Annotated in this window: 33 protein-coding genes; 32 read left to right on the plus strand and 1 reads right to left on the minus strand. The window is 70.8% G+C overall.

Features of this window, described 5'->3' with window-relative positions; all coding sequences use genetic code 11:
* The 5 genes from ABZV94_RS02610 to ABZV94_RS02630 all read left to right on the plus strand — a co-directional run bounded on the left by ABZV94_RS02610 (position 1) and on the right by ABZV94_RS02630 (position 3,664).
* Positions 1-2,166, plus strand: a complete 2,166-nt coding sequence (locus ABZV94_RS02610; RefSeq protein ID WP_356336384.1) for an FtsK/SpoIIIE domain-containing protein — start codon at positions 1-3, stop codon at positions 2,164-2,166.
* A 229-nt stretch (positions 2,167-2,395) separates the two neighbouring features.
* Complete coding sequence (locus tag ABZV94_RS02615) at positions 2,396-2,674, plus strand: hypothetical protein (RefSeq protein WP_356336386.1); 279 nt, start codon at positions 2,396-2,398, stop codon at positions 2,672-2,674.
* Between the two features lie 120 nt (positions 2,675-2,794).
* Positions 2,795-3,166, plus strand: a complete 372-nt coding sequence (locus ABZV94_RS02620; protein ID WP_356336388.1) for a hypothetical protein — start codon at positions 2,795-2,797, stop codon at positions 3,164-3,166.
* Positions 3,167-3,191: 25 nt separating this feature from the next.
* Positions 3,192-3,392: a hypothetical protein gene (locus tag ABZV94_RS02625; RefSeq protein WP_356336390.1), complete on the plus strand. Its 201-nt coding sequence runs from the start codon at positions 3,192-3,194 to the stop codon at positions 3,390-3,392.
* Between the two features lie 113 nt (positions 3,393-3,505).
* Positions 3,506-3,664 (plus strand): hypothetical protein, encoded by a 159-nt coding sequence (locus tag ABZV94_RS02630; RefSeq protein WP_356336392.1) that lies wholly within the window; start codon positions 3,506-3,508, stop codon positions 3,662-3,664.
* Here ABZV94_RS02630 and ABZV94_RS02635 read toward each other — a convergent pair whose 3' ends face one another.
* Complete coding sequence (locus ABZV94_RS02635) at positions 3,665-3,889, minus strand: hypothetical protein (RefSeq protein WP_356336394.1); 225 nt, start codon at positions 3,887-3,889, stop codon at positions 3,665-3,667.
* 425 nt (positions 3,890-4,314) lie between these two features.
* Between ABZV94_RS02635 and ABZV94_RS02640 the strand changes: the two genes are divergently transcribed.
* From ABZV94_RS02640 to ABZV94_RS02770, 27 genes are all read left to right on the plus strand, one after another.
* Positions 4,315-4,617, plus strand: a complete 303-nt coding sequence (locus tag ABZV94_RS02640) for a hypothetical protein (protein WP_356336396.1) — start codon at positions 4,315-4,317, stop codon at positions 4,615-4,617.
* 181 nt (positions 4,618-4,798) lie between these two features.
* Complete coding sequence (locus ABZV94_RS02645) at positions 4,799-5,245, plus strand: hypothetical protein (protein ID WP_356336399.1); 447 nt, start codon at positions 4,799-4,801, stop codon at positions 5,243-5,245.
* On the plus strand, positions 5,245-6,858 hold the full coding sequence (locus ABZV94_RS02650) for a terminase TerL endonuclease subunit (protein WP_356336401.1): 1,614 nt from the start codon (positions 5,245-5,247) through the stop codon (positions 6,856-6,858). Before ABZV94_RS02645 ends, ABZV94_RS02650 begins: the two co-directional genes overlap by 1 nt.
* A 19-nt stretch (positions 6,859-6,877) precedes the next feature.
* Complete coding sequence (locus tag ABZV94_RS02655) at positions 6,878-8,338, plus strand: phage portal protein (protein ID WP_356336403.1); 1,461 nt, start codon at positions 6,878-6,880, stop codon at positions 8,336-8,338.
* A 10-nt stretch (positions 8,339-8,348) separates the two neighbouring features.
* The gene (locus tag ABZV94_RS02660) at positions 8,349-9,353 is read left to right on the plus strand and encodes a hypothetical protein (RefSeq protein WP_356336405.1); all 1,005 of its coding nucleotides are present in this window, start codon (positions 8,349-8,351) and stop codon (positions 9,351-9,353) included.
* A 44-nt stretch (positions 9,354-9,397) separates the two neighbouring features.
* Positions 9,398-10,132 carry a hypothetical protein gene (locus ABZV94_RS02665; RefSeq protein WP_356336406.1) on the plus strand — a complete coding sequence of 245 codons (735 nt, stop codon included), beginning with the start codon at positions 9,398-9,400 and terminating at the stop codon, positions 10,130-10,132.
* Positions 10,133-10,148: 16 nt separating this feature from the next.
* Positions 10,149-11,132 (plus strand): major capsid protein, encoded by a 984-nt coding sequence (locus ABZV94_RS02670; protein ID WP_356336409.1) that lies wholly within the window; start codon positions 10,149-10,151, stop codon positions 11,130-11,132.
* 13 nt (positions 11,133-11,145) lie between these two features.
* Complete coding sequence (locus tag ABZV94_RS02675) at positions 11,146-11,661, plus strand: hypothetical protein (protein ID WP_356336411.1); 516 nt, start codon at positions 11,146-11,148, stop codon at positions 11,659-11,661.
* Position 11,662: 1 nt separating this feature from the next.
* On the plus strand, positions 11,663-12,211 hold the full coding sequence (locus ABZV94_RS02680) for a hypothetical protein (RefSeq protein ID WP_356336413.1): 549 nt from the start codon (positions 11,663-11,665) through the stop codon (positions 12,209-12,211).
* Positions 12,208-12,618: a DUF6093 family protein gene (locus ABZV94_RS02685; RefSeq protein ID WP_356336415.1), complete on the plus strand. Its 411-nt coding sequence runs from the start codon at positions 12,208-12,210 to the stop codon at positions 12,616-12,618. Before ABZV94_RS02680 ends, ABZV94_RS02685 begins: the two co-directional genes overlap by 4 nt.
* Entirely contained in the window at positions 12,615-13,016 is a 402-nt protein-coding gene (locus tag ABZV94_RS02690; RefSeq protein WP_356336417.1) for a hypothetical protein, read from the plus strand. The genes ABZV94_RS02685 and ABZV94_RS02690 overlap by 4 nt, the downstream gene beginning before the upstream one ends.
* 4 nt (positions 13,017-13,020) lie before the next feature.
* Entirely contained in the window at positions 13,021-13,443 is a 423-nt protein-coding gene (locus tag ABZV94_RS02695) for a hypothetical protein (RefSeq protein ID WP_356336418.1), read from the plus strand.
* Between the two features lie 13 nt (positions 13,444-13,456).
* A complete protein-coding gene (locus tag ABZV94_RS02700; protein WP_356336420.1) occupies positions 13,457-13,786 on the plus strand; it encodes a hypothetical protein in 330 nt (109 codons plus the stop codon).
* Positions 13,787-13,849: 63 nt separating this feature from the next.
* The gene (locus tag ABZV94_RS02705; protein WP_356336422.1) at positions 13,850-14,329 is read left to right on the plus strand and encodes a hypothetical protein; all 480 of its coding nucleotides are present in this window, start codon (positions 13,850-13,852) and stop codon (positions 14,327-14,329) included.
* On the plus strand, positions 14,329-14,847 hold the full coding sequence (locus ABZV94_RS02710; RefSeq protein ID WP_356336424.1) for a hypothetical protein: 519 nt from the start codon (positions 14,329-14,331) through the stop codon (positions 14,845-14,847). The genes ABZV94_RS02705 and ABZV94_RS02710 overlap by 1 nt, the downstream gene beginning before the upstream one ends.
* Before the next feature lie 113 nt (positions 14,848-14,960).
* Complete coding sequence (locus ABZV94_RS02715) at positions 14,961-15,149, plus strand: hypothetical protein (RefSeq protein WP_356336426.1); 189 nt, start codon at positions 14,961-14,963, stop codon at positions 15,147-15,149.
* 36 nt (positions 15,150-15,185) lie between these two features.
* Positions 15,186-19,238, plus strand: a complete 4,053-nt coding sequence (locus ABZV94_RS02720) for a phage tail tape measure protein (protein ID WP_356336428.1) — start codon at positions 15,186-15,188, stop codon at positions 19,236-19,238.
* A 14-nt stretch (positions 19,239-19,252) separates the two neighbouring features.
* Entirely contained in the window at positions 19,253-20,122 is an 870-nt protein-coding gene (locus ABZV94_RS02725) for a hypothetical protein (RefSeq protein WP_356336429.1), read from the plus strand.
* 10 nt (positions 20,123-20,132) lie between these two features.
* On the plus strand, positions 20,133-21,155 hold the full coding sequence (locus ABZV94_RS02730) for a hypothetical protein (RefSeq protein WP_356336431.1): 1,023 nt from the start codon (positions 20,133-20,135) through the stop codon (positions 21,153-21,155).
* A complete protein-coding gene (locus ABZV94_RS02735) occupies positions 21,152-22,234 on the plus strand; it encodes a hypothetical protein (RefSeq protein WP_356336434.1) in 1,083 nt (360 codons plus the stop codon). Before ABZV94_RS02730 ends, ABZV94_RS02735 begins: the two co-directional genes overlap by 4 nt.
* Positions 22,234-22,983 carry a hypothetical protein gene (locus ABZV94_RS02740; RefSeq protein ID WP_356336436.1) on the plus strand — a complete coding sequence of 250 codons (750 nt, stop codon included), beginning with the start codon at positions 22,234-22,236 and terminating at the stop codon, positions 22,981-22,983. The genes ABZV94_RS02735 and ABZV94_RS02740 overlap by 1 nt, the downstream gene beginning before the upstream one ends.
* Positions 22,980-23,195: a hypothetical protein gene (locus tag ABZV94_RS02745; protein ID WP_356336437.1), complete on the plus strand. Its 216-nt coding sequence runs from the start codon at positions 22,980-22,982 to the stop codon at positions 23,193-23,195. Before ABZV94_RS02740 ends, ABZV94_RS02745 begins: the two co-directional genes overlap by 4 nt.
* Before the next feature lie 63 nt (positions 23,196-23,258).
* Positions 23,259-23,474 carry a hypothetical protein gene (locus tag ABZV94_RS02750; protein WP_356336439.1) on the plus strand — a complete coding sequence of 72 codons (216 nt, stop codon included), beginning with the start codon at positions 23,259-23,261 and terminating at the stop codon, positions 23,472-23,474.
* Complete coding sequence (locus tag ABZV94_RS02755; RefSeq protein ID WP_356336441.1) at positions 23,471-24,277, plus strand: peptidoglycan-binding protein; 807 nt, start codon at positions 23,471-23,473, stop codon at positions 24,275-24,277. Before ABZV94_RS02750 ends, ABZV94_RS02755 begins: the two co-directional genes overlap by 4 nt.
* Before the next feature lie 19 nt (positions 24,278-24,296).
* Positions 24,297-24,563, plus strand: a complete 267-nt coding sequence (locus ABZV94_RS02760; protein WP_356336443.1) for a hypothetical protein — start codon at positions 24,297-24,299, stop codon at positions 24,561-24,563.
* The gene (locus ABZV94_RS02765) at positions 24,563-24,994 is read left to right on the plus strand and encodes a hypothetical protein (RefSeq protein ID WP_356336446.1); all 432 of its coding nucleotides are present in this window, start codon (positions 24,563-24,565) and stop codon (positions 24,992-24,994) included. The genes ABZV94_RS02760 and ABZV94_RS02765 overlap by 1 nt, the downstream gene beginning before the upstream one ends.
* Position 24,995: 1 nt before the next feature.
* Positions 24,996-25,361 carry a hypothetical protein gene (locus ABZV94_RS02770; RefSeq protein WP_356336449.1) on the plus strand — a complete coding sequence of 122 codons (366 nt, stop codon included), beginning with the start codon at positions 24,996-24,998 and terminating at the stop codon, positions 25,359-25,361.
* Positions 25,362-25,392 lie beyond the last annotated feature (31 nt).

Below are 25,392 nucleotides of genomic sequence, written 5' to 3' on the forward strand. Positions count from 1 at the left end.
ATGACGGAGACCGCACCCGAGCGGGTCAACGGGCACAGCGACCCGAAGGTCGCCCTGCTCAAACTCGCCACCGAGCCCGGCACCGACACCGCGGCCTCGTTCGCCGACGACGCCCGCGACACGCTAACCGAGACCATCATCGACGTCGTCGAGACCACCGAGCCCCGCCCCGTCGACCCGCCCAACGCGGGCGCCGAGCCCGGCAGCTGGCTCGCCGAGAAGCAGGCCTACCTCGCCGAGGCCCCGCCCGTCGTCCCCACCTTCCTGCGCAACGCCGCCGAGTTCGTGGACGCCGCCCGTTGGACCGCGTCGTACTACGCGCACGTCACCGCCTTCCACGCCCTGCGCGCGCCCGTCTACCTCGCCCGCCTGCTGCTGCGCGCCCCGCGCGGCGCCGGCCGCCTCATCGTCCGCTGGGGCAAGTGGGTCGCCGACACCGAGGCCCGCCCGGTCGAGGCCAAGGCCGCCGCCTCCGCGGACATCGAGGCGTGGCTGGCACTGTCCCGCGAGCACTCCCGGCGCGTCCGGCCCCGCCGCATCGCCTCCATCGCCGTGGCCACCGCCACCGGCATCACCACCCTGGTGAGCGCCTTCCTCGTGCCCGGCTGGACCCTCGCCGCAGCCGTCGCCGCCGCAGCGCTGGCCGGCCTGAACGGTGAGAAGCGCGACAGCAAGCCGCTCATCACCCGCTACGTCGCCACCAACGTAATGCGCCGCCTCGACTCCACCGAGGTCTTCGAGGCCCTCGCCGCCATCGGCATCGAGGGCAAGAAGGGCCGCCGAGGCGTCGAGTTCGCCTCCGAGGTCATGCGCGACGGCCCCGGCTGGCGCGCCGAGGTCGACCTGCCCCCGGGCGTCGAGGCCACGGCCGTTCTGGAGAAGCGGGCCGCGCTCGCCGCCGCCATGCGCCGCCCCATCTCCACCGTGTGGCCGGAGGCCGACCGCACCGCGCACCCCGGCCGCCTGGTGCTGTGGGTCGCCCAGCGCGACCCGGCCAAGGCCGGCCGGAAGCTGTGGCCGCTCATGAAGGAGGGCCAAGCCGACGTCTACCAGCCGCTCCCCTTCGGCTTCGACCCGCGCGGCAACCTCGTAGAGATCACCCTCATGTACTCCAACCTGCTGGTCGGAGGCATCCCCGGATCGGGCAAGACGTCCTGCGCCCTGGCGATCGTCCTCGGCGTCGCCCTCGACCCCACCGCCGAACTGTGGATCTACGAGCTCAAGGGCTCCGGCGACCTCGACGCGGTCAAGCCCATCTGCCACCGGTACGTCTCCGGCGACGAAGACGAGGACCTGGAGGCCGCCCTGGCCGGCATGCGCTCCGGCATCGCCGAGTACCAGCGCCGCGCCGCGTTCGTCCGCTCCCTACCCGCCTCCGAGGTCCCCGAGGGCCGCAAGGTCACCCGCGCGCTCGCCGAGAAGTACCCCGAGCAGAACCTCGGCCCCCGCGTCATCGTCATCGACGAGGTCCAGGAGCTGTTCACCCACCCCGACTACAAGGACGAGGCCGCAGCCCTGGCCACCCGCCTGATCAAGAAGGCCCGCGCCTACGGCATCATCCTGATCCTGCTCACCCAGAACCCCGACGCCCCGTCCCTGCCCACGTCCGTCTCCAGCAGCGTCGGCACCCGCCTGTGCCTGGCCGTCATGGACTGGCGGGCCAACAACAACGTCCTCGGCACCGGCGCCTACGACCGCGGGATGCGCGCCACCGACATCAGCGTGGACGAGCAGGGCACCGGCATCCTCGCCCGCGGCCGCGAGGGCATCACCGTGCGGGCCGCGTTCATCAAGCAGACCGAGGCCGAGGACATCGCCGCCCGCGCCCTCGCGCTCCGCACGGCCGCCGGCACCCTCTCCGGACAGTCCGTCGGCGCCCAGGTCGAGGAGCTCGACGTCGAGACCGTCGTAGACCACCTGCGGGCCATCTGGCCCGACGGCGTGGAGTCCGTCCACTCCCACCGCCTGGTGGAGGCGCTCGCCGCTTACCGGCCCGACCTGTACCGGCCGTGGACCGAGATGGACGCTGCCGGGTCGTCCACGGCCCTCAGCGTGGCGCTGAAGCCGTTCAAGGTCTCCACCCGGCAGCTCACCATCCGGGACTGCTGCGGCGGCGCCAAGGGCCTCCGCTGGGCCGACATCCCGGCGCCCGAGGACGGCGAGTAGACCCCCGCGAGCTGGTTTCGGATCAAGGCCATGGTTTCACCTAGATCCGAAACTGGTTTCGCCCCCGATATCGGGACTGACCTGCCATGTTTCGGGTTTCGGGCTGCTTGCGTTGAGGCGCCGCACGGCGCCAAACCCCGGCTGTCGACATCGTTTACAGCCGAACCCGTTCAGCGAGACGTCGTGGTGCGTCACTATCGGTACGACCACACAGGGGAGGGTGTCCAGCATGGCTGAGGTCGAAGACCTGAACGAACGCGCTGGCATGGCGGAGCTCCGGCGCTTGCAGGACAAGTACCGCAGGCAGAACATCGCCAACGACCGCGCCCGCGAGCTGCTCGAAGAGGACCTCAACAGCGGCAGATACAGCGAAGACCAAGCCGACGAGATCAGTCGTTCGTTCGAGCAGTCATGCCGTGACGTCCTCGACGGCATCCAGGACGAGATCGAAGCGCACCGCAGGTCCTACAACCTGCCCGGCACCGCCACACACTGGACCGATGCATGAGCATTAGCGCGGCGATCAAGTGAGGCCGCCCCGGTGCGCGGCCTCCGTAGAGTCCTGTGCGGCCCTTACTCGCGGACAAGAACCGCAGACACCGAGCCCGTCCGCCGTACAAGATGAGTTATGCCCTCAGCAGCTCGCACTCTCGGCCTGATCGCCGCCGCTGTAGTCCTCGCCGGTGGCGGTTTTGCGGCCGGACGGCTAACAGCATCGGAGCACGCTTCAACTGCCTCGGACTGCACAGAGGCCCGCAAGCTCTACCGGGAGTACATCGACGCGGTTACCCCCGACCAAGAGCCAGCTCAGCAGCGGACCAACGGCCGCATGGTCGCCAACACGATCCTGCAGAACCCAGCTTGCTTCAGCACGGCCGACCGGGCTTCCGCCCAGACCATCCTCGACACGATCGACCAGGGCGTACAGGAAGACGCACTCAATGACCTCAAGGAGTGTCTCGCGGACGCCACCGACGAGTACTCGTGGAGCGACTGCTGAAGCGCATCCAGCGCATCATGGGGGCATGGAGCCGCAGAACATCCGCCCCGGCCACCTCACCGCCGAACAGACCCGCCAGGTCCTCGGCATCAGCGCCGGCGCCCTCCGCAACCTCGTCTACCGCGGCCAGCTCACCCGCTCCGGCGGCACCGACCGGTACCCGTACTTCGCCGTCCCCGACGTCACCGCCCTCGTCCTCAAGCGCCGTGATCGCGCTTCCGCTTGACCGCAGGTCAGACGCTGTGTGACGATCCCGGTGTACAACTGTGCCCGCAGACGGCACCACAGACACCCGAGGCCCCGCCCACCAGCGGGGCCTTTGTCGTACCCGGAGGCGTCATGCCCGCCACGAACGAGGCGCCCCGGAGCGCCGCCGAGGCCGCCCATCAACTCGCCATGCAGGGCCACCACGTCCACATCGTCAGCGAAGGACAGGGCGTCTGCCTCATGGGCGCTTGCGACCTGCTGCCCGTACTGCACCCGGCCCTGGCCAAGTAGCTACCGCCGGCGCCGCCACGGCCGCTCATCCCCGCCCGGGCGCACCGTCATCTCCGGTGCCTGCCCAGACCGTCGAGCCCGCGTCGTCCCCGCCACAGCGCCCACGATCAAGCAGGCCGCCGGGACCAGCAGCACCCACCAGCCCTTGATCACGGCCACGAACACCAGCACCAGCCCGGCCGCGAACACCCCGAGCGCCCAGTCCGAGCGTCCCTCACCAGTCACAGCGACCCCCTCAAGTCGTAGGCCCGACACGGTAGTGGAGGCACGATGGCCAGACGAAGAGCCCTGACCGTCTGCTCCACCCCAGGCTGCCCCCACCTCACCCCCACCGGCCGGTGCCAGGCCTGCCGCGCCCAGGCCGAGCAGCAGCGTGGCAGCGCACGACAGCGCGGCTACGACAGCGAGCACGAGCGACGCTTCCGACAGCCCGTCCTCCAACGTGACCTCCGCTGTGTCTGCACGGCATACGGCCATGGCCACGTCGGACCATGCGGCCAGCCCACCGTCCACGCCGACCACTGGCCAATGAGTAGACGTGAGCTGGTCGCCGCCGGCCTCGACCCGAACGACCCAGACCACGGACGCGGACTGTGCGGCCCCTGCCACTCCAGCGAGACGGCCAAGCACCAGCCAGGAGGGTGGAACAGGTGAGCAGCCGAGTACTGAAGACGATCAACGCACAGGACATGGAGCGGCACCGCGAGGCGCTCATCGCGTGGGCACAGGCCAACGGACTGGACCCCCGCAACGTCGCCCAGACACCCGGGCTCACCATCGAGCGCGCCGGCCACCGCACGGTGATCTGCTACGAGGAGATCCAGCGCGACGACCAGGACCGCCCCATGGTCGACCCCGCCGACCCCCCGCAGGTCTGGACGATCAAGCGAGCGGCTGCCCTCCGGGTGTCACTGCCCGAGCTCGACCGCTCCACCTCTGGTGACTCTGAGTGATCGGACCCCCGGGGGAGGCCCCCGATCATGATCAACGCGGGGACCGCCGGGGAGGTGGCTCGCTGTGTGTACGGGTCTGGGAGTCCCCGCCGCCCCTTCGGCGACCACCGTGTGTAACCGTGCCCGATGCCGCGACGGCCGGGCCTGATGCGCCGCGACGGCGCGAACGGGAGGTAACCCCATGGCTGGTGTGGGTCCGGTGCCGAACGGCGAACGTCGGCGCCGCAACGCGGACCAGGTGCCCGGAACGGTGCTGCCGGCGGACGGCTTCACCGGTCCGTCCCCGGATCTCCCGGGCGGTCACGACTACGACACCCGGACGCTGTCCTGGTACGAGACGTGGCGCCGCAGCCCGCAGGCTGCGACGTTCCTGGCCACGGACTGGCAGCGGCTGCACATGCTCGCGCAGCTGGTCGAGCAGTACTGGCAGGAGCCGAAGAAGGAGCTGCTGAGCGAGATCCGGCTGAACGAGGCTGCCATCGGCGGCACGGCGGCCGACCGCATGCGGCTGCGCTGGTCCCTCGGCCAGCCCGAGGTCGGCAAGGGCGCGGCCCGGGCCGCGGAGCGGGCGGCAGCACGCCGCGGTGACGACCCCCGGCGTCGCCTTCGGGCGGTCGGTGACGAGTAGTGCGTACCCCGGGCGTCCGCCGGTCGCTCGGGTACGCCCTGGCGGACTGGATCGAGTACTACTTGCCGCACGGGCCCGGTGACGTCCAGGGCGAGCCGATCGAGCTGGACGAGGAAATCCTCCGGTTCATCGTCTGCTGCTACGCGATCGACGGTCAGGGCCGGCGTCGCTTCGATGAGGTGCTGCTGTCGCGGGCGAAGGGCCGGGCCAAGTCGGAGATCGCTGGATGCCTGGTAGTCGCCGAGGCCCTCGCGCCGGTGCGGTTCGACCACTGGGCGGAGCCGGGCGAGGTCTCGGACTGGGGATACGAGTACGAGCCAGGCGAGCCCGTCGGCCGGCCGGTCACGTACCCGTTCATCCGATGCCTGGCGACCGAGGAGACGCAGGCGGGCAACACCTACGCCAACGTCACCTACATGCTGTCCCACTCCGAGCGCCTGGCCGAGGACTTCCCGGGCGTGGACATCGGCAACGACTGGCAGTCCAGCACCCGCGTGTTCCTGCCGGACGGCGGGGAGATCCGGCCCTCAACTGCGTCGAGTGCGGCGAAGGACGGCGGCAAGGAGTCGTTCTCGGTCGCGGATGAGACGCACCTGTACGTGCTGCCCGAGCTGCGGGACATGTACGAGACCGTCGAGCGGAACACGATGAAGCGGAAGGCCGCCGAGCCCTGGTTCCTCCAGACGTCCACCATGTACGCCATCGGCGAGGACTCCATCGCCGAGCGCACTCACCGCAACTTCAAGGCGAAGAAGGCGCCGCGGCTGTACTTCGACCACGTCCAGGCCCCGGAGCGGCTGCTGGAGGACGCGGCCTACGAGGACCCGGCGGAGCTGAAACGCGGCCTGGTGCAGGCCTACGGTCCGGCCGCCGGCTGGATGGACCTGGACCGGATGGTGACGCTCGCGCACAAGCCGACCCAGGACCGGGCGAAGTTCCGGCGGTACTTCCTGAACCTGCCGGTGTCGCTGTCGGAGACGTGGCTGGCCCGGCATCTGTGGGAGCGGTGCGCGCTGCCGCAAGAGGTCGCACCCGGGGAGCGGATCACGGTCGGGTTCGACGGCTCCGACCACGACGACTGCACGGCCATCACCTGCTGCCGCCTGTCGGACGGCTACGTGTTCACACCGACGTTCCCGGACGGCCGGCCGATGATCTGGACGAAATGGGACCAGGGCGACCCGGACAACTGGCGCGTGCCGCGCGCCGAGGTCCGGGCCGGGATGTCGCACGTGTTCGCCACCTACAAGGTCGAGCGCGCCTACGGCGACCCACCAGACTGGCGTGACGAGTGCGACGACTGGGCGGCCGAGTTCGGCGAGGAGACCTTCCTCATCTTCGAGACCCGGATCGCCACCCGCATGTGCCCGGCCCTGGACCGGCTGAAGACAGCCACGCTGGCCGGTGAGCTGACCCACGACGGCAACCCGACGATGGCCGAGCACGTCGGCAACGCCAAGCCGGAACGGCGGCCCTCCGGGATCGCCATCACCAAGCCGTCACAGGATCGAAAGATCGACACGGCGGTAACCGCAGCGCTGGCCCTCGAAGCCCGCGCGGACGTGCTGAAGCTGGCCGCCACCGCGGTATCGAACTCGTTCTCCGCCTACTGATCGGAGGTGCCCCATGCCCGTGTCCGCGCAGGAAGCCCTCCGGATCACGACCGTGCTGGAGCAGGAGCTGGACCGCCGGCAGAAGTTCATCACCCTGTGGAACGACATCTACAAGGGCAAACAGAACCTGGGATTCGCCTCGGATCGGTTCCGGCAGGCGTTCGGCGGCCTCTTCGAGGACTTCACGGACAACTGGTCCGAGGTCGTGTGTGACGCGCCGGCCGAGCGCCTCATCCCGATCGGCTTCCGCTTCGGCACCGGTGAGGAGAAGAACCCACCAGGCGCCGACAGGCCCGCCCAGAAAATCTGGCAGGCCTCGAACATGGACGCCTGGTCGCGGGTGGCGCACACCGAGGCTTCGGTGAAGGCGCGCGCGTTCGTACTGGTGTGGGCAGCGGACCCGGACGCCGACGAGGTCGAGCCGGAGATCACGGTAGAGGACGCGACACAGTGCATCGTGGCCTACGAGCCCGGTAGCCGACGCCGACGGAAGGCGGCGCTCAAGCGGTTCGACGGTGAGGACGGCTTCGAGTACGCCACGCTGTACCTGCCGGACGAACTGTGGAAGTGGCGGCGCCCGCTGTCCCGCTCGGGTCTCATCCTGCCGTCCTCGCTGGCCCTGTCCCGCTGGCTGCCGCGCGGTGACGCCCCCGAGCAGCAGCGCATCGACAACCCGCTCAAGCGGGTGCCGATGGTGGAACTGCGCAACAGGCCCCGGCTGACCGACGAGCCGTCGCCGGAACACCAGCAGGTCATCCCGATCCAGGGCGCGTTGAACAAGCTGATCGCCGACATGCTCACCGCGAGCGAGGCCGGAGCGTTCCCGGCCCGCTGGGGGACCGGCATCGACCTGCCGAAGGACCCGCTCACGGGCCAGGAGATCGATGACCCGGAGCTGTGGCGGCTCGCGGTAAACAAGATGCTCAGGGCGAGCAACCCGAACGCGAAGTTCGGGAACTTCGAGGCCGCCGACTTGAGCAACTTCGTCGCCGGGATCACGCTGCTGACCGAGCACATCTCGGCCCTCAGTCGCACCCCGCCCACGTACTTCATGGGCAAGGTGCAGAACGTCAGCGCGGACGCACTGACCGCCGCAGAGGCCGGCCTGGCCTCCAAGTGCCGGGACAAGACGACGTTCTACGGCGAGGACTGGGAAGAGGTCATGCGCCTCGCCTTCCTGGTCAAGGGCGACGAGAAGCGCGGCAACAACCCACTCGCCGAAACGATCTGGCGGGACGTCGAGTACAGGACCGAAGCCCAGCACATCGACGCCGTGCTCAAGAAGAAGGCGCTCGGCGTGCCGTGGCGGCAGCTGATGGAGGACGCCGGCTATACGCCCACCCAGATCGACCGCATGGAGCGGATGCTGGAGCAGGACGCCGACCGGGCCGCCCGCGCGCTCGCCTTCAAGGTGCCGGAAGAGGACGGGGCTCTGGACGGCGCAGACCCGGCCCTGGAGCCGACAGGGGCGGGAGCGTGAGGGGTGCGCGGTGGTGACCGGCGAGGTGCGGGCGCTGGCGCTCGCCCACTACGCCCGGCAGCAGGCCGCCGCCGTGCACGCCGTGGCCCGCGTCCGGGAGCTGTGGCAGCGCATCGACCACCGCAGGATCACCGGCTCGTGGCAGCAGCTGGCGCCGCTGCTCGTGGCGGCCGTGACCGACGCGCAGCGACAGGCCGCCGCCCTGGCCGACCCCTACGTGGCTGCTGTCGTGGAGGCCGAGGACGCCGACCCGACGTCGGCGGGCCGTGTGAGGCCGGGTGCGTTCGCCGGGATCGCGTCCGACGGGCGCCCGCTGCTGTCCCTGCTGTACCAGCCGGTCATCGACTGGAAGGTTCGGATGCTGGCCGGGCAGAGCGTGGATGAGGCGTTCCGCGGCTCGCTGGCGAGTGCGCTGCGGATCACGGCCACTCAGGTCGCCGACGCGGGCCGTGGCGCCACGGGGGCGGCGATGGCCGGGCGCCGGACGATTCAGGGCTATGTGCGGGTGGTCCAGCCGCCGGCGTGCGCGCGCTGCATCATCCTGGCGGGCAAGGAGTACGGCTGGAACCGCGGTTTTCAGCGGCACCCGCGGTGCGACTGCATCCACCTGCCGACGACGCTGGTCGCCCGCAACCAGCACCGGCGCGGCTTCATCGACCCGGACGACTACTTCCGGGGCCTGTCCCGGGCCGAGCAGGACAGGGTGTTCGGCGAGGCCGGCGCTCGCGCGATTCGCGAGGGTGCCGACATGGCGCAGGTCGTCAACGCCCGCCGCGGGATGACGACGATGACCGCCTACGGCCGCCAGGTGCAGGCGACGACGGAGGGCGCGACCCGCCGCGGCGCCTTCTACCGGCTGGAGCGGCGCCGCGCGATCGACCGGGGCCTGGTCCCGGGCGACGGCCGCGGCTTCCAGCTGCGCACGCCTCGGCTGATGCCCGAGGAGATCTACCGGCTCGCCGAGAGCCGCGACGAAGCGATCAGCCTCCTGCGCCGCTTCGGCTACCTGACCTGACCCGGGCGCGACGCCCGGGCCCACCTTCCGCGATGGGAGACCTCATGGACCTGTCCACCCTGCCCCGTCACGCCCGCCGTCACCGCGCGGGCTGGGCGCACCCCTACGAGGTGAGCCCGTTCTCGCCCGTGCTGTACGCCGACGGCGGCGACGCGGACGGCGGCGATGGCGACAGCGGCGACGACGGGGGAGACGACGCCGACGACCAGGACGGCGACGAGGGCGACGACGCCGACGGGGACGCAGACGCCGACCGCGACGGTGCCGACGAGGACGCGCTCGGCGACAAGGGGAAGAAGGCTCTGCGCGAGCTGCGCCGCGAGAACCGTCGCCTGAAGGCCCAACTCCGTGAACGGGGGGACGGGGACGGCCGCAAGTCGTCCGCGAAGGACGGCGACCAGGGCGACGACGACGCCGAGTCGATCCGCGAGCAGGCCCGCGCGGAAGCCCGCGCCGAGGTGTGGGCGGAGCGGGTGGAGGCCGCGGCCGTCGCAGCCGCCGCCGGGCGCCTGGCCAACCCGGCCCGGGTCGCGCAGCTGCTCGGCGATGACCTCGCCGACATCCCCAAGGACGACAAGGGACGTCCCGACAAGGACGCGATCAGCGAGTTGATCGATGACCTGCTGGAGACGGACCCCTACCTGGCCGCGCCCGCGACGGGCGGCACCGGCCGGCGGTTCCAGGGCGACGCCGACAGCGGCGCCCGCAAGAAGACGAAGAAGTCCGCGGCCAGCCTCGGTGAGGCCGTCGCCGCGCGCCTCGCCGGAAAGACCGGCTGATCCCTAGGAGCCCACCATGCCCGTCACGCTCGCCCAGGCGAAGCTCAACGCGACCGACGACATCGACACGCAGGTCATCGACGAGTTCGCCAAGAACAACTTCCTGCTCCAGAACCTGACGTTCGAGGACGTCGTCAACCAGGCCGGTGCCGGGGCCACCTTGACATACGGCTACACCCGACTCATCACCCAGGCCGACGCCAGCTTCCGGGCGATCAACAGCGAGTACACGCCCGCTGAGGTCACCAAGGCCCGGTACACCGTCGACCTGAAGCCGCTGGGCGGCAGCTTCCAGATCGACCGCGTCCTCAACCGCGTCGCCGCCGCGGCCGAGACCACACTCCAGATGCAGCAGAAGATCAAGGCGACGAACGCCAAGTTCAACGACGCCGTGATCAACGGCGACACCGCCGTGGACGCCAACGGCTTCGACGGCCTGTCCAAGAGCCTGACCGCCTCGAGCACCGAGTACGGCGCCGGCATCTCCACCGACTGGCGCGGCGCCACCATCGGCGCCGACCTCGGCAAGGCGAACGACGCTCTGGACGCGCTCGACGCCTGGCTCGCCCTGCTGGACGGCAACCCGGACGCCATCCTCGGCAACATCGACTCCATCGCCCGCATCCGGTCCCTGGCCCGCCGCGCCGGCTACTACGACCGGGCCACCAGCGCCGACTTCGGCTCCCAGGTGGAGACCTACCGGGGCATCGCCCTGGTCGACCTCGGCGCGAAGGCCGGCAGCAACAACCCGGTCATCCCCACCACCAACAAGACGGTGGCGACCGTCGCGGGCAACTACACCGACATCTACGCCGTCCGGTTCGGCCTGGACGGCTTCCACGCCGTGTCCATGGCCGGGGCCCCGCTCGTGCAGACGTGGCTGCCGGACTTCACCACCGCCGGCGCCGTCAAGACCGGCGAGGTCGAGCTCGGCCCGGCCGCCGTCGTTCTGAAGGCCACCAAGAGCGCGGCCGTCTTCCGCAACATCCTCGTCCGCTGATCGGAGGCACACGATGGCACGCATCACCACACCGGTCCCCGGCTACAGCGGCCAGGGGCCCGGGAACCTGCACTTCAACAACGGGGTCGCCGAGACCGACGACGAGGCGATCATCGCGTACTGCCGCGGCGCCGGGTACGGCATCGACGCGGACCCGCCCGAGCCGGAGAAGCCGCAGATCCCCGACCCGCGGGAGGTGACCACCACGGTGGTCGGCGCCCCGGTCCGGGACGCGGCGGTCGACCCGAAGCCGGGGGACTTCCGGCCGCCGGTGAACGCCGGGGAGGCCAACCCGCACGGGCCCGAGGTGTACGCGCCGGGCCTGCCCGGTGGCGGCCTCCAGCCCACCGCCCCCGCCGCGCCGGCCGAGGAGCAGGCGGACGGCCAGAGCAGCCTGGGCCGCCCGCCCCAGTCCGAGCCGGTGGCCGTGTGGCGGGAGTACGCCGCCAGCGTGGCCACCAGCGACGAGGAGCGCGCCGAGGTCGACAAGATGACCAAGGCGGAGCTGATCAAGAAGTACGGAGGCTGACGTGCCGCTGGGACCGTTCGCCACATCCTCCGACCTCGCCGCCCGCATGGGCCGCGACCTGGACACCGTCGAGCAGTCCCAGGCGGACCGGCTGCTGGCCGACGCCTCCAACCTCATCCGCATGACGGCCGACTACCAGCAGATCAGCCGCGTGGACAACGACACCGTCACCCTGCGCGGCTCTTACAGGCACGTGCTGAAGCTGCCGCAGCGGCCCGTCCGCGACGTCACCGCCGTCGCCGGCCTCGCCGCCACCGCCTGGAAGTGGGACGGCGGCGAGTACCTGATCCGTCTGGACGGCGGAGTGTGGGACGGGCCGGTCACCGTCACCTACAGCCACGGCTACGACCCGGACGACGTGCCCTACCAGGTCGCCGTGTCCGTCGCCTGCGACGCGGTCAAGCGGACGTTGCTCAACCCCGAGATGACCAAGCAGCGGTCCATCGATGACTACTCCGAGACCCTCGCCGACGCCCGCGCCTCGCTCCTCCAGGGCGAGCAGGACACCATCCGGCAGGCGTTCGGAGTGGCCAGCTGGGGGGTGTCGTGAACCTCGATGCCACCCTCGCCGCCGGCCGGGCCGCCGCCCGGGCCCGGATGCGGGACACCGTCCGCCTGTACGAGCAGGCGCCGGACGTCTTCGACCGCACCTCGGGCACGACGGTCCCGGGCCCGCAGACGACGCTGTACGAGGGCGTCGCCCGCGTGAAGCCCGTCGCTCAGGCGTCCGGCGAGGACACCCAGGCCGGGGAGCGCGAGGTGCGCCTGCTGGAGTACGAGGTATCCCTGCCCTGGGACACCCCGCTTCCGGCCGGAACCCGGGTGCTGCCCGGGATGCGCATCGAGGTCACCGGCTCACGGGACGCCCGCATGGTGGGCCTGATCCTGTGGGTGACGGGCGCCCAGTACGGCGACCAGGCCACGGCCTGGCGGATCAGTACGGAGGACCGGTCATGAACGCCCGCTTCGACATGAGCGACGTCCGGCGCCTGGAGCAGCACCTGGCCCGCGCCGTCCCCCGGCTCCGCCGGGAAGCCCGGCAGGTCACCATGCGGGGCGCCGTGAACATCAAGAACGACTGGCGGTCCAACGCCCGGTCGACGGCCGGCCGTCACGCGCCGGCGTACCCGAACGCGGTGGGTTTCGACTTCGCCGCCTACGGCCCGGACATGTGGATGGCCATCATCGGCCCCGACAAGGGCGCTGCTCAGGGCGCGCTGGGCAACCTGCTGGAGTACGGCTCGGTGCACAACCCGCCGCACAACGACGGCGGTCGAGCATTGGCCGCCGAACTGCCGCGGTTCGAAGCCCAGATGGAGCTGCTCGCCGAGCGCGGCCTGGCCTGGGGAGCGTGACCGAGTGCCAACCCCCGAGGCCGCTCCGGACGTCCTGCCCCACGTCGACGCTGTCCAGGCGGCCCTCACGGCCGCCGGACTCACCGTCTACCTCGGCGGCGCGCCGACCGAGACCGGTTGGAGGCCGCCGGACAAGTTCGCCGTCCTGTACCCCGACCCGGGGACCGCGGTCCGCGAGTCCCTCGCCGACGACCGCAGCGACTTCGACACCACCATGCAGGTCACGTGCGTCGGGGCCGACGTCGAGCGGGCCCTGTGGGTGGCCGGGCGCGTCCGCCGCGCGCTCGCGGGCCCGCTCACCGTGCAGGGCCGCCAGTGCTGGCCGCCTGAGGACCTCGGCGGCCCGCCGGTCCAGCGGGACGACGACGTGAGCCCGCCCCTGTACTACGTCCCTGTCCAGTACCGGATTTGCTCCACACCTGCCTGATGGAGGGCACCCCATGGCAACACTGAACACCCAGGTCATCGCCCTGACCGGGCTGAACCCCACCTACACGGCCGCATCCGCCGGCGGCGACAAGGTTGCCGTCGGTGACCGCAACTTCCTGCACGTCAAAAACGGTTCGGCGTCCAGCGTCACGGTGACGCTCACGGCGACCGCGTCCGTGCGCGGGCAGGCCGTATCGAACCTGACGGTCAGCGTCCCGGCCTCCGGCGAGCGGATGATCGGCCCTCTGCCCGCGGACCTGTTGCAGAACCAGACGGACGGCCTGTGCGCCATCGGTTACAGCGCCAGCGCGTCCGTGACGGTTGCCGCCCTGCGGATCTGACCCGCCACCCACCCCCGGCCCTGAGCCTGACGGCCAGGGCCTTCCTCATGCCCTGGAGGGCTCATGTCTGACCTGATCGCCGATGGCAAGACCCGGGTGGCCTGGGCAACGTCCATCGCCAACATCCAGGCGCCGACCGTCGCCGAGCTGACGGCTGCCGCCGACTACACCCGGCGCATCACCCCGGACGGCTTGAAGACCGACCCCAGCACGGCCGACGTCGACACCGGCTCGCTGGCGTCCAAGGTCGACACCAAGACCGTCGGCCGCGTCGGCTACGAGGTGGAGGTGACCTTCAAGCGCGGTACTACCGTGCAGGAGGACGCCCCCTACAACACGCTCAAGTACGGCGTCAGCGGGTACCTCGTGGTGCGCCGCGGCATCGACTACGAGACCGCGTGGGCGACCGGCCAGCAGGTCGAGGTGTACCCGATTACCTGCGGCGAGCGTATGAACGTCGCCCCCGCTGCGAACGAGGTCGCGAAGTTCACCTCGCCGATGAAGGTGACCGACGCCGCCGCGACCGACGCCCTGGTGGCCTGATGGCCGACATCACCGACATCCTGAAGCGTGCCACGCCCCGGGAGCGCACGGTCATGGTGTGCATCCGGGGCGACCTGGCGGGTGAGGCCGAACGGCTGGCCGCCGAGCTGGCCCGCACGTCCGACGACTGGGAGCCGGCCGACCTCACCGAGGTGCACCCAGGCCGGGAGCTGGCCGCACGGCTGAAGGCAGTGCGAGAGCAGGTCAAGGCAGCCGAGGTGCCGTTCCTGCTGCGCTACATCGGTGATCGGGCGTACAGCGACCTGCTGGCCAAGCATCCGTCGGAGAAGGACGAGGAGCTGTTCAACAGCGACACGTTCCCCCGCGCGCTGATCGCCGCCTCGTCCGTGGACCCGGTCATGACCGAAGAGCAGGTCGCCGAGCTGTTCGAGGTCATCAACGAGGGCGAGATCAAGAAGCTGTTCGACGCCGCATGGGACGTGCACCACTCCGCTGACGTCGTCCCTTTCTCGCTCGCCGCCTCCGCACTCCTGGCGGGCCTTGGCGGCGAGAGCTAGAGACCGCCCGGGCCTGGGGAGTCCCTCGCAGCGTCTTCCTCGGCCGGGTCGTCGCCGACGGCGAGCCGCTGTGGCTGGAAGAAGACCGGGCCTGGGCGCTGGCTCTGGCCCAGGTGGAGGCCGACTCCTGCCCGGAGTGCGGGCAGCCCTGGAGCGAAGCCACCGACCCAGAAGCGGAGTTCGCCTACCGCGCGGAACTGGTGCGCTGCCACGCCTGCACCACCAGCGCAAAGGCCGTGAAGGCCTACCAGGACAAGGGCGGCGACGGCGCGGGGCTGCACGTCCACATCACCCGACCGTAACGGCCGCCCGCGGCCCGACCACTGGCGGAGGTAGCGATGGCCACCCGTACCGTCACCGTCCGGCTCCGCGCGGACGTCAGCCAGTACACCCGGAGCCTGCGCCAGGCATCCGACACCACCTCGAAGCTGGCCGGTGCGGGCGCCGTCGTTGGTGCGGCCATGCTCAGCGGTTTCGCCGTGGCGGCGGCCAGCGCAGCGAAGTTCGACAAGGCCCTGTCCAACGTCCGTGCGGTCACCGGCGCGTCGTCCAAGCAGATGCAGCAACTCCGCGCCGCCGCGCTGGAGGCGGGCAAGACGACGTCGTTCACGGCCACCCAGGCCGCGGACGCGGAGGCCGAGCTGGCCCGCGCCGGCGTGTCGGTCGCGGACATCACCGGCGGCGCCCTGAAGGGCTCGCTGGCGCTGGCCGCGTCCGGGCAGATGGACCTGGCCGACAGCGCCGTCATCGCCGCGCAGACCATGAACACCTTCGGGCTGAAGGGCAAGGACGTCACGCACATCGCCGACGTCCTCTCGGCCGCCGCGAACAAGAGCGCCGCCGACATGCACGGCCTCGGCATGTCCCTGCGGCAGGGCGGTCTGCTCGCCAACCAGACCGGGCTCAGCTTGGAGGACACGGTCGGCACGCTGGCGGCTTTCGCCGACCACGCCTTGACCGGCTCCGACGCCGGTACCTCGCTGAAGGTGATGTTGCAGCGGCTCACCCCGCAGTCGGACGAGGCCCGGCAGATGATGGACCGGCTCGGCTTCACGGCCTACGACAGCCAGGGCCGTTTCGTGGGCCTGGCGAAGATGGCCGGCAACCTCCAGAAGAGCTTCGGCAACCTCACCCCCGAGGCGAGGAACGCTGCGTTTGCCACCATTTTCGGGTCGGACGCCGTGCGCTCGGCGACGATCCTGTACGAGCTGGGCGCCAGCGGCATCCAGAAGTACGTCAAGGCTGTCGATGACCAGGGTGCGGCCGGGCGCATGGCCGCCGTGCAGACCGACAACCTGGTCGGCGACCTGGAGCGGCTGCGTGGCGCCCTGGAGGTCGCGCTCATCGAGGGCGGCTCCTCCGCCAACGGCGCGCTCCGCGACATGGTCCAGTGGGTGACCAGGCTGGTCAACGCCTACAACAACCTCCCGGCCGGCGCGCAGCACGCCATCACCCTGATCAGCGGCATCGGCGGCGCCGCGAGCCTCGCGGTCGCCGGAATCCTGCTGCTGCTGCCGCGGATCCAGGCCACCCGCGTGGCGCTCCAGCAGATGGGCCTCACGGCTGCCCGGACGCGCGTCCTGATGGGCGGCCTCGGCCGCCTCGGCGTCGTCATCGCCGCCCTGGAAGCCCTCTCCATGGGCGCCGACCAGCTGAAGAAGGCGTTCATGGACGCCCCGCCGAACGTGACCCGGCTGGGCGCCTCCCTGTACGAGCTGGGCAAGAACGGCAAGGCCGCAGGAGAGCTGACGAAGGCGTTCGGCAAGGACCTGGACGGCTTCGGCGACTCCGTGGCGCGCATCGCCCACCCCGGCGTCCTAGACCGGGTCGGGGACTCGCTCTACAACATCACCCACCTGGGCAGCGACGCCGGCGACCTCGAAGAGGCCCGCAACGACATCAAGGCCGTGGACGAGGCCCTGAAATCGCTGGTGGAGGGCGGAGCCAGCGACGTCGCCGCAGCAGCGTTCGACAAGCTGGCCAAGTCCGCGGAGGAACAGGGCACCAGCACCGAGAAGCTCAGGACCCTGCTGCCGCAGTACGCCGACGCCCTAACGTCCACGGACACCCAGGCCAAGATGTCCGCCGACTCCCAGAAGCAGTTGGCCACCGAGATGGGCCTGACGGCGGACGCCGTGCAGGACCAGCGGACCGAGGCCGAGAAGCTGTCGGACGCCTTGAACAACCTGAACGGCACGGCCATCAGCACGGCCGAAAGGGAGATCTCCTTCCGGCAGAGCCTTGCCGACCTCACGGAAGTCGTGAAGGAGAACGGCCACTCGCTGGATGTCACCAGCGAGAAGGGCCGCAAGGTGAAGAGCGCGTTCCTGGACGCTGCCAAGGCGGCCATGGACCACGCCGAGGCGGTGGCAGAGCAGAAGCACAGCCAGCAGGCCGGGCAGGCGGTCCTGGAGAAGGACATCGGCCTGCTCCGCGCACAGATGAAGGCGGCCGGCTTCTCTGAGGAGGCCATCGACCGGCTGACGTCTGCCTACGCGAAACTGCCCGCGAAGGTGCCGACCAAGGTGGAGGCCGTCACCGGGGACGCCCTGCGCGATCTGGAGAAGGTGCGGGACAAGCTCCGCACCACCAAGGGCAAGAGCATCACGGTGGACGCCCTGACCGGCGACGCCCGTAAGGCCCTTGAGGAGCTCGGTTACAAGGTCAAGAACACCAAGGGCAAGAAGCTCAGCATCACCGCCCCGACCGGCACCGCACAGGGCGACGTCCGGGCCCTGGTCGGGCTGATCGCTCAGCTGCACGACAAGAGCGTCACCACGACCGTCACACGGCGAACCATCTGGGAATCCGTCGTGAAGTCGGGCGGCTCCAGCCAGGCGGCGAAGAACGCGGTGGAGACCATGCGGGCCCGCGGCGGCCTGGTGCAGCGGTTCGCCGACGGCGGCATGCCGGTGCAGATCATCCCGACCGGCGGCCCCGTCTTCGGCCCGGGCACGGGCACATCGGACAGCATCCCCGCGCTGATCTCCAACGGCGAGTACGTCATCAAGGCCGCGTCCGTCAGGAAGTACGGCGTGGCGATGTTCGACCGGCTCAACGCCGGCCGCTACGCGACGGGCGGTCTGGCTGGCTTCACCTACACCCCGTCGACCGCCCCGGTCCTCGGTGGCCCAACCGATGCCAAGCAGCGCTATGACCAGGAGATCGAGGACCTCAAGCGGGCCTGGGAAGACCTGACCAAGGCGCTGAAGGACCAGAAGAAGGCCGCCGACAACCTCAAGGCGGCCGAGGCGAACCTCAACAAGGTCCGCAAGGGCAAGCACACGAAGAAGCAGCTGGAGGACGCGGAGGACCGGGTCAAGACGGCGGCGAAGGCCAAGCGGTCGGCTGACGACACCGTGAGGTCCCGACGTCGGAAGGTCGATCAGGCCGACGAGGAGCTGGGGCTGAAGCACGGCCAGAAGGCGCCGACGCGCTTCAACCTCAAGGCCTACGAGACCCAGCTGACCGAGTCGCTCGCCGCGACCGAGAAGTGGCGGAAGAACCTCAACAAGGTCGGTGCGCGCGGCGGCACCGAACTCCAGCGCATGCTGGAGGGCATGGGCGAGGCCGGGTACGACCTCGTCAACGCCCTCGCCGGCGCCAGCGACAAAGAGTTCAAGCGGATCACCGAGAAGCTGAAGAAGACCGGTGACCTCGCCAAGGCCACGCTCGGGGACTTCTCCAAGCAGCTCAACTCCAGCACCAAGGAGTCCCAGCAGTTCGCTGCCGACCTTCAGAAACTGGCGGCAGCAGGGTTCGGCGACCTCGCCCAGGCGCTCGCCGCTCAGGGTGACGCCAGTGCGATGGAGCTGGCCCACCAGGCTGCCGGGGACAGCAAGGCCGCCAAGACCGCGAACGACAGCGTGAAGAACGCCGAGAAGACGCTCACGGGCGAGGACCTCGCCAACAGCCTGGTCCTGCTCTCCACGCTGCGCGGCGGCCCGGGCCGCGGTTTCGCCGACCTCATCTCCGCCGGCCTGGACGTGGCCACCATCCGCGCCCTGGTCCCGAAGATGGCCGCCCAGATCAAGGCCCTGCCGCCGGCGAACAAGGACGAGTTCATCCGGCAGTGGACGCAGCAGGGCGGGACGGCAATGGCGCTCGGCGGCATCCTCACCCGCCCGGCCATGGTCCTTGGCGGAGAGGCTGGGGTCCCGGAGTCGTGGATCCCGTTGAACAGCTCCGCCCGCTCCCGGGCGCTGCTGGCACAGTCTGCCGCGGCGATGGGCTACCGGCTGGTGTCCGCCCGTCGGTACGGCAGCCCGGCCTCGATGGCCGCGCTCGCCCAGGAGGTCACCAAGCAGATCACCATCAACCTGTACGGCGCCAAGCAGACCAACGCCGAGCAGGCCGCTGACCTGGCCCGCTACATGTCGTTCGTGGGCTGAGAGGGGGGGCAGGGATGCCGTACACACCGGGGGCCACGCTGGACGGGCTCCAGGCGAGCCTGGGCAGCGTGACCCTGGGGGCCGTCGACTCCGCCGGCGTCGCCTGGTACCTCCAGACCCTCGAAGGCTGGGACTCACCCGACGTCCGCGCCGAGTTCAGCGAGCGTGAGGGCGATCACGGGGCGTGGGCTTCTCCGGTGTATCTCGGCTCCCGCCCGATCACCCTGGGAGGGACCATCGTGGCGCCCTCCCGGGCTCTGCTGGAGCAGGCCATGGACCAGCTGCGGGCGGCGGCCGGCCTCACGGACACGCTGCTGGTCGTGCAGGAGTCGACGCCGAAGCAGGCGCTGGTCCGGCGTAGCGGCAAGCCTCTGATGCAGTACATCACCGACACCAAGGCGACGTACTCGGTGCTGGTGACGGCCGCCGATCCGCGCCGGTACGGGACTGCGTTGCAGACGTCGAGCACCGGCCTGCCGTCGGTGACCGGCGGTCTGACCCTGCCCGCGGCGCCGCCCTGGCTGCTGTCGGCGGTCACGGTCGCCGGGCAGGTCGACGCCGTCAACGCCGGCGACTTCGAGACGAGGCCGGTCATCACCATCGCCGGTCCGGTCGTCGCGCCGCTGGTCCAGGCGCAGATGCCCGACGGCAGCGTGCGCATCATGAGCTACTCGCAGGACCTCGCGTCCGGCGATGTCCTGGTCATCGACACCGACGCCCACTCGGTCACCCTCAACGGCAGCGTCTCCCGCCGCCGCTTCCTGACCGTGCCGTCGGGGTGGCCCGTCATCCCGGCCCGGTCGGTGACCAGCTTCCTTTTCCGCTCCACCGCCTACAACTCGACCGCGACGCTGACCGCCAGCTGGCGGTCAGCCTGGCAGTAAGGAGGCCGGCGTGCCGGATGCTCTGCCGAAATGGATCGACGGCCTCAGCTACGACGGGCTCAGCATGCGCCGCGGCGACATCCTCGCGGGCATGCACGACGGCAGCGCGCTGGGCGTGCGGGCCGGTGTCCGCCCGGGCGGCAGCGGCCTGAACGTCACGCTCGCCGGGACCACGATCACCGTGGCGGCCGGTGTCGCACTCGTCCAGTACCAGTCAGGGCAGGGCGTCTACCGGGCGTGCCTGGCGTCGTCTACGAACCTGACGCTGTCCGCCGCGCACGCCACCCTGTCCCGGATCGACCTGGTCTACCTGCGGGTGTGGGACACCCTGGTGGACGCGTCCGGGCAGAAGCTGGCCGACGTCGTCTACCTTCCGGGGACCGCCGCGTCCTCGCCGGTCGCACCGGTTCCGGCCGGAACCCAGATCTACATCCCGCTGGCCACGATCACCGTGCCGCCGTCCGGTGGTGGCTCGGCTTCGGTGTCCACCTCGGTCCTGCCGTACACGGTCGCTCCGGGCGGCATCCTGCCGTCGGCGAGCGCTCCGGCCACGCCCTACGTCGGGCAGTTCTACGACAACGGCAGCGATCTGCTGCGCTGGAACGGCAGCGGCTGGGACACGTACCAGAAGGTCGTCACCACCGCCTGGAACACCCCGGCCCTCGCCACTGGCTTCAGCCACGACGGCAACGGCAACGGCACCGTGCAGTACCGCAAGGTGACCATCGAGGGAACCCAGTACATGGAGTGGCGCGGCGGCCTCGGCATCACCTACGCGTCCAACGCCATCCAGAACAGCGGCAACTTCTTGCAGACCCCGCTCGCGGCATCGTTCCGGCCTCCGTCGCTCCGGTCGCTGACCGGTCCCTGCTCCGCGTCGTCCAGCTCCAGCCTGAGCCTGAAGTTGGACTTCAAGGCGGACGGCACTACCCAGATCGTCGGCACGACGACGTCCACCAGCGACAGCTACGCCAACCCGGTCATCCGGCCGCCGTGGGTGTCCCTGAACGGCCTGCGGTACGCCGTCTCATGAGCAATCCGATCACGCTGGCCTGGTACGGCGTCGACATGCGCACCGGCGGCATCGTGGAGGACCTGCCCTCGCTCAAGCCGTCCGGCGCCCTGTCCCGACGGTTGGGCGCGTCGACCACGCTTCAGTTTGAGCTGGGGCTGGCCGGCGCACCCCGCGAATGGGAGGCGGCGACCGCGCCGGGCCGGTCTCTGCTGGTCGCCGTCGACACGGCCACCGACACCCCGCTGTGGGCCGGTGCGGTGCTGCCCCGCGACGGCGGCACCGGCAACACGGTGCAGCTCGGCGCGGCCACCCTGGAGGCCTACCTGGACGCCCGCTACCCAGGCACCCAGACCCTCATCGGCGCCGACCAGGCCAACGTCATCGCCGCGCTCGCCGCGCCGGCGCTCACCAGCGGGCCGCCCATCGTCATCGACGCCGTGGCCACCGGCACGACGATGGACTACCTCAGCAGCGACGGCGACGACAAAACGATCCTGTCCTGCCTCAACGAGATCATGGGCCTGGACGGCGGCCCCGAGTGGACCATCGACGTGGTCTGGAACGCGGCGCACTCCGGCTTTCAGTTTCCGCTCAGGGTCCGTCGGCAGATCGGTACCCAGTCGACCAGCCCGGAGGCGGTCTTCGACTTCCCGGGCTGCGTCTCCAGCTACAACCTGTCCGAGTCCTACGAGCAGGGCAAGGGCGCGACCCGCGTCCTGGCCCGCGGCGAGGGCGAGGGCGAGTCCCGACTGACGTCAGCGCCGCAGGAAGCCACTGCGCTGATCGCTGGCGGCTGGCCCGTCTGGGAGTACCGGTACACCCCGTCCAGCGGGATCACCGACCCCCGCCAGCTGGACGCGCACGCCGGCAAGAGCGTCGGTCTGATGGCCCAGGGCGCCCAGGTCTGGACGATGGAAGCCGTCGCCTCCCGCGCCCCTCGGGTGGGCACCGACTGGGGACTGGGCGACAGCGTCCACCTCGCCGTCGAGACCTCACCCCGGCACCCGAACGGCGCGGACGTCGTGGCCCGCTGCTGGTCGTGGGAGCTGGACGTCGCCGCGGACCGCGTCCGCCCGATCATCGTGGAGGAGACCTGATGCCCCGCCAACTGGACCAGCTGCCGCCCGACGCCACCAGCCTCGCCCGCCGGGTGCAGGCCCTGGAGAGGGAGATGCGGGAGCTGCGCGCCTCCCGCCGCGCCCCGCACACAGGCATGTCCGAGGGAGCCCTGAAGGTCTTCCGTCCCGGAAGCGACGTCCCAGCAGCGGTCATGGCCGCCGACCTCGGCGACGGCGCCGCGGGCTTCCAGACCAACTCCGCCGACGGCAACACCTACGCCCGCCTGGAGTCCGGCGAGTTGACGTTCGGCAGCGGCGTGCCGCAGGTCCTGCCCACCGGCATCACCGCGACGCCGGACGGCGGCACCCTCGACATCATGTCCGGGCTGATCTCCGGCGGCTCCCAGGCCCACATCATCCTGGCCAGCGGAGACAGCCCCCTGGCACCCGGCGACGGCTCCCCGATGATCAGCCTGGAGTGGGACGGCTCCGGCAGCGTCGACATGCAGGTGGACATCGGCGGCATCCTGATGCCCCGCTCCATGGCCTGGGGAACCGTCACCATCACCCCGAGCGCCGCGAACACCCCGACCTCGGCTGTCGTCTCCGGGCTCATCGTCCGCGGCAACAACTTCCTCGGCTACGCCTCCGCGTCCTCGATCGTCCCCGGATCGCAGGTCACAGGCGTCGCCACCTCCAGCGTCACGTCCACCGGGCTGACCGTGTGGGTGACGCGGACCAACGTGACCCCGACCGTCGTGAACTGGCTGGTGATCGGCACCCCATGAGCGCTACTTCTGTGACCCTCGAACCCGCGAAGTGGTACGACGTGACCGCCCGCGACGACAACGAGGCCTGCGAGCAGAACTACGGGCGGACCTTCGACATCAACCCCTGCTACAGCAACGGCGGCACCATCACCGTCGAGTGCGGCCTGTGCAAGCAGCTGATGACGATCGTCTCCGCCACGCTGCTCGACCCCCAACCCGAGTTCTCCTGACCCCACTTTCCCCGCCCGCCCCGAGCCGCCCGGCCGGGGCGTTCGTCATGTCTGGAGCAGCACATGCCACAGCCCTCCCCGAGCGAACTCGGGCTCACCGCCTACCTCGCCTACAGCGAGCCCACCAGCGGCGCCACCCACGACGGCCGGCCGATGCCCGCCTGGGACGACCTCGGCGACACCGTCCAGGGCGCCTGGATCGCCGCCGCCGTGGCCGTCGCCGAGCACGCCACCGCCGACCAGACCCCGGCCGGGGGAGAGCAGGAGAGCGCACGATGAAGCTCGTCACCCGGGCGGCGTTGGGCTGGCCGGCATCGGCCGCCCCACTCCAGGCCACCACCGAGGGGACCAAGGTCCACTACGAGGGCACGTTCGTGAGCACCAAGCTGCTCACCGACCACGCGGCGTGTATCGCCGAGTGGAAGGCGATCCGCCGGTCTCACCTGGCGAACACCAAGGAGAACTACTCCGACATCGCGTACAACTACGGTGCCTGCCCGCACGGCTACCTCCTCGAGGGCCGAGGCATCGGCCGGCGGACGGGCGCCAACGGCAACCAGCCGCTGAACCGCGCGCACTACGCGATTGTCGGCCTGGTCGGCGACGAGGGCCTGACCGAGCCGACCGACGAGATGCTGGGCGCGATCCGCGACGGCATCGAGCTGCTGCGCGCGCACGGCGCCGAGGACGAGATCCTGGGGCACCGGGACGGGTACGCCACCGAGTGCCCGGGCGGCCCGCTGTACGCGTGGGTGAAGAAGGGCGCCCCGCGTCCGGCCGGGACCGGCAGCGGCCCCGCCCCGAGTGGGCCGAAGTACGAGCCGTTCCCTGGCGCGCAGCTGTTCATGGCGGGCAGCAAGCCCGCCATCGGCCGCTCCAGCAAGGTGTTCACCGCGATGGGCAAGCGGCTCATCGCCAAGGGCTTCGGCCGCTACTACCGGGTCGGTGCCGGGCCCAAGCTCGGCGAGGCCGACGTCAAGGCCTACGAGGCGTACCAGCGATCCCTCGGCTACACCGGCGCGGACGCGAAGTGGCCGCCCGGCCCCACGTCCTGGTCCAAGCTCCACGTCCCCAACGTCTGACCGAGAGGAACGATCCGCCATGTCCCAGCTCCACCTGCCCGGCGCCGACACCGTGGTGAAGACGGCCGGCACCTACGCCAGAGACCTGATCGAGCGCGTCATCTGGACGTTCCTCGGTGCCGCCGCCGCGGTTGCGCTCGCGGGCGGTCCGGCCGACATGCTGTCCGTCAGCTTCTGGCAGGGCGCCGGCACGGCCGGACTGGCCGCCGTCGTGACCCTGGTCAAGGGTCTCGCGGCTCGGTTCGTCGGCCCGAAGAACAGCGCCAGCACCGCACCGGGCGTCTGATGCGCGCGGCGGCCCGGCGGCTCCGGCAGCAGCTGGGCCGCCGCGGAGCACTCCTCACCATGAAGGGCACCATCGCCACCCTCTACGGCTATGCCCAGATCGGCCAGCCGCCCGCGAACCGAGCCGGCCTGAGCCTGCTGCTCAAGGCCGCACCCCTGGAGGCGTGGGGAGGGGCGTGGGTGGCGGCGGGGGTTATCGCCCTGGTCTGCGCCTGGCTGCCACCCCGCATGGACTGGCCCGGATTCCTGGCCGTCTGGGGCATCACCGCGCCCTGGTCGATGTCCTACCTGGTGGCCTGGTGGCCGCTCGGCGAGTACCCGCGGGGCTGGGTGCCAGCCCTGATCTTCGGCGCGTTCGGGGCCGTGTGCCTGGTGGCGATCGGCTGGCAGGAAGCGCCCCGCGCACGATCGGAGCCACCGCGTGAGACCTGAGATGCTGACCGCGCTGAGCGCCTTGGCCGTTGCTCTTGTCACGGCGGCCGGCGGGGTGCTCACCGCGGTGATCGGCCGTCGGCAGCCCCGCCGGCCGCACGGCGCCGAGCGGCGCGATGACTTCACCGCGGTCACCGACCGGTTGAGCCAACACATCGAGCGCCTGGAGCGGGAGGCCGAGCAGGACCGGCAGCAGGCCGAGCAGGACCGGCAGCGGATCGCCGAGCAGGAATCGGCCTTGCGCTACATCGCCGCGTGGGCCCGCTCCCTGGTTACGTACATGCGGCAGCAGCGCCTGGAACCGCCTCCGCCTTCGCAGCCCATCCCTGACGAGGTGCGCCCGTACCTCCACGACATCGGGACGTGACAGCGGCCCCGCTCTCCTTCGGGAGGGCGGG

This window comes from Streptomyces sp. NPDC004658 (assembly GCF_040609555.1).
Classification (GTDB): Bacteria; Actinomycetota; Actinomycetes; order Streptomycetales; family Streptomycetaceae; genus Streptomyces.

What these genes read in the sequence shown, in the direction of transcription:
- ABZV94_RS02625 (WP_356336390.1), top strand. Translation starts at nt 3,192, where the DNA reads ATGGAGCCGCAGAACATCCGCCCCGGCCACCTCACCGCCGAACAGACC.
- ABZV94_RS02770 (WP_356336449.1), top strand. Translation starts at nt 24,996, where the DNA reads ATGCTGACCGCGCTGAGCGCCTTGGCCGTTGCTCTTGTCACGGCGGCC.
- ABZV94_RS02765 (WP_356336446.1), top strand. Translation starts at nt 24,563, where the DNA reads ATGCGCGCGGCGGCCCGGCGGCTCCGGCAGCAGCTGGGCCGCCGCGGA.
- ABZV94_RS02615 (WP_356336386.1), top strand. Translation starts at nt 2,396, where the DNA reads ATGGCTGAGGTCGAAGACCTGAACGAACGCGCTGGCATGGCGGAGCTC.
- ABZV94_RS02630 (WP_356336392.1), top strand. Translation starts at nt 3,506, where the DNA reads ATGCCCGCCACGAACGAGGCGCCCCGGAGCGCCGCCGAGGCCGCCCAT.
- ABZV94_RS02740 (WP_356336436.1), top strand. Translation starts at nt 22,234, where the DNA reads ATGCCCCGCCAACTGGACCAGCTGCCGCCCGACGCCACCAGCCTCGCC.
- ABZV94_RS02755 (WP_356336441.1), top strand. Translation starts at nt 23,471, where the DNA reads ATGAAGCTCGTCACCCGGGCGGCGTTGGGCTGGCCGGCATCGGCCGCC.
- ABZV94_RS02735 (WP_356336434.1), top strand. Translation starts at nt 21,152, where the DNA reads ATGAGCAATCCGATCACGCTGGCCTGGTACGGCGTCGACATGCGCACC.
- ABZV94_RS02645 (WP_356336399.1), top strand. Translation starts at nt 4,799, where the DNA reads ATGGCTGGTGTGGGTCCGGTGCCGAACGGCGAACGTCGGCGCCGCAAC.
- ABZV94_RS02675 (WP_356336411.1), top strand. Translation starts at nt 11,146, where the DNA reads ATGGCACGCATCACCACACCGGTCCCCGGCTACAGCGGCCAGGGGCCC.
- ABZV94_RS02610 (WP_356336384.1), top strand. Translation starts at nt 1, where the DNA reads ATGACGGAGACCGCACCCGAGCGGGTCAACGGGCACAGCGACCCGAAG.
- ABZV94_RS02700 (WP_356336420.1), top strand. Translation starts at nt 13,457, where the DNA reads ATGGCAACACTGAACACCCAGGTCATCGCCCTGACCGGGCTGAACCCC.
- ABZV94_RS02690 (WP_356336417.1), top strand. Translation starts at nt 12,615, where the DNA reads ATGAACGCCCGCTTCGACATGAGCGACGTCCGGCGCCTGGAGCAGCAC.
- ABZV94_RS02620 (WP_356336388.1), top strand. Translation starts at nt 2,795, where the DNA reads ATGCCCTCAGCAGCTCGCACTCTCGGCCTGATCGCCGCCGCTGTAGTC.
- ABZV94_RS02745 (WP_356336437.1), top strand. Translation starts at nt 22,980, where the DNA reads ATGAGCGCTACTTCTGTGACCCTCGAACCCGCGAAGTGGTACGACGTG.
- ABZV94_RS02670 (WP_356336409.1), top strand. Translation starts at nt 10,149, where the DNA reads ATGCCCGTCACGCTCGCCCAGGCGAAGCTCAACGCGACCGACGACATC.
- ABZV94_RS02725 (WP_356336429.1), top strand. Translation starts at nt 19,253, where the DNA reads ATGCCGTACACACCGGGGGCCACGCTGGACGGGCTCCAGGCGAGCCTG.
- ABZV94_RS02665 (WP_356336406.1), top strand. Translation starts at nt 9,398, where the DNA reads ATGGACCTGTCCACCCTGCCCCGTCACGCCCGCCGTCACCGCGCGGGC.
- ABZV94_RS02710 (WP_356336424.1), top strand. Translation starts at nt 14,329, where the DNA reads ATGGCCGACATCACCGACATCCTGAAGCGTGCCACGCCCCGGGAGCGC.
- ABZV94_RS02750 (WP_356336439.1), top strand. Translation starts at nt 23,259, where the DNA reads ATGCCACAGCCCTCCCCGAGCGAACTCGGGCTCACCGCCTACCTCGCC.
- ABZV94_RS02720 (WP_356336428.1), top strand. Translation starts at nt 15,186, where the DNA reads ATGGCCACCCGTACCGTCACCGTCCGGCTCCGCGCGGACGTCAGCCAG.
- ABZV94_RS02705 (WP_356336422.1), top strand. Translation starts at nt 13,850, where the DNA reads ATGTCTGACCTGATCGCCGATGGCAAGACCCGGGTGGCCTGGGCAACG.
- ABZV94_RS02760 (WP_356336443.1), top strand. Translation starts at nt 24,297, where the DNA reads ATGTCCCAGCTCCACCTGCCCGGCGCCGACACCGTGGTGAAGACGGCC.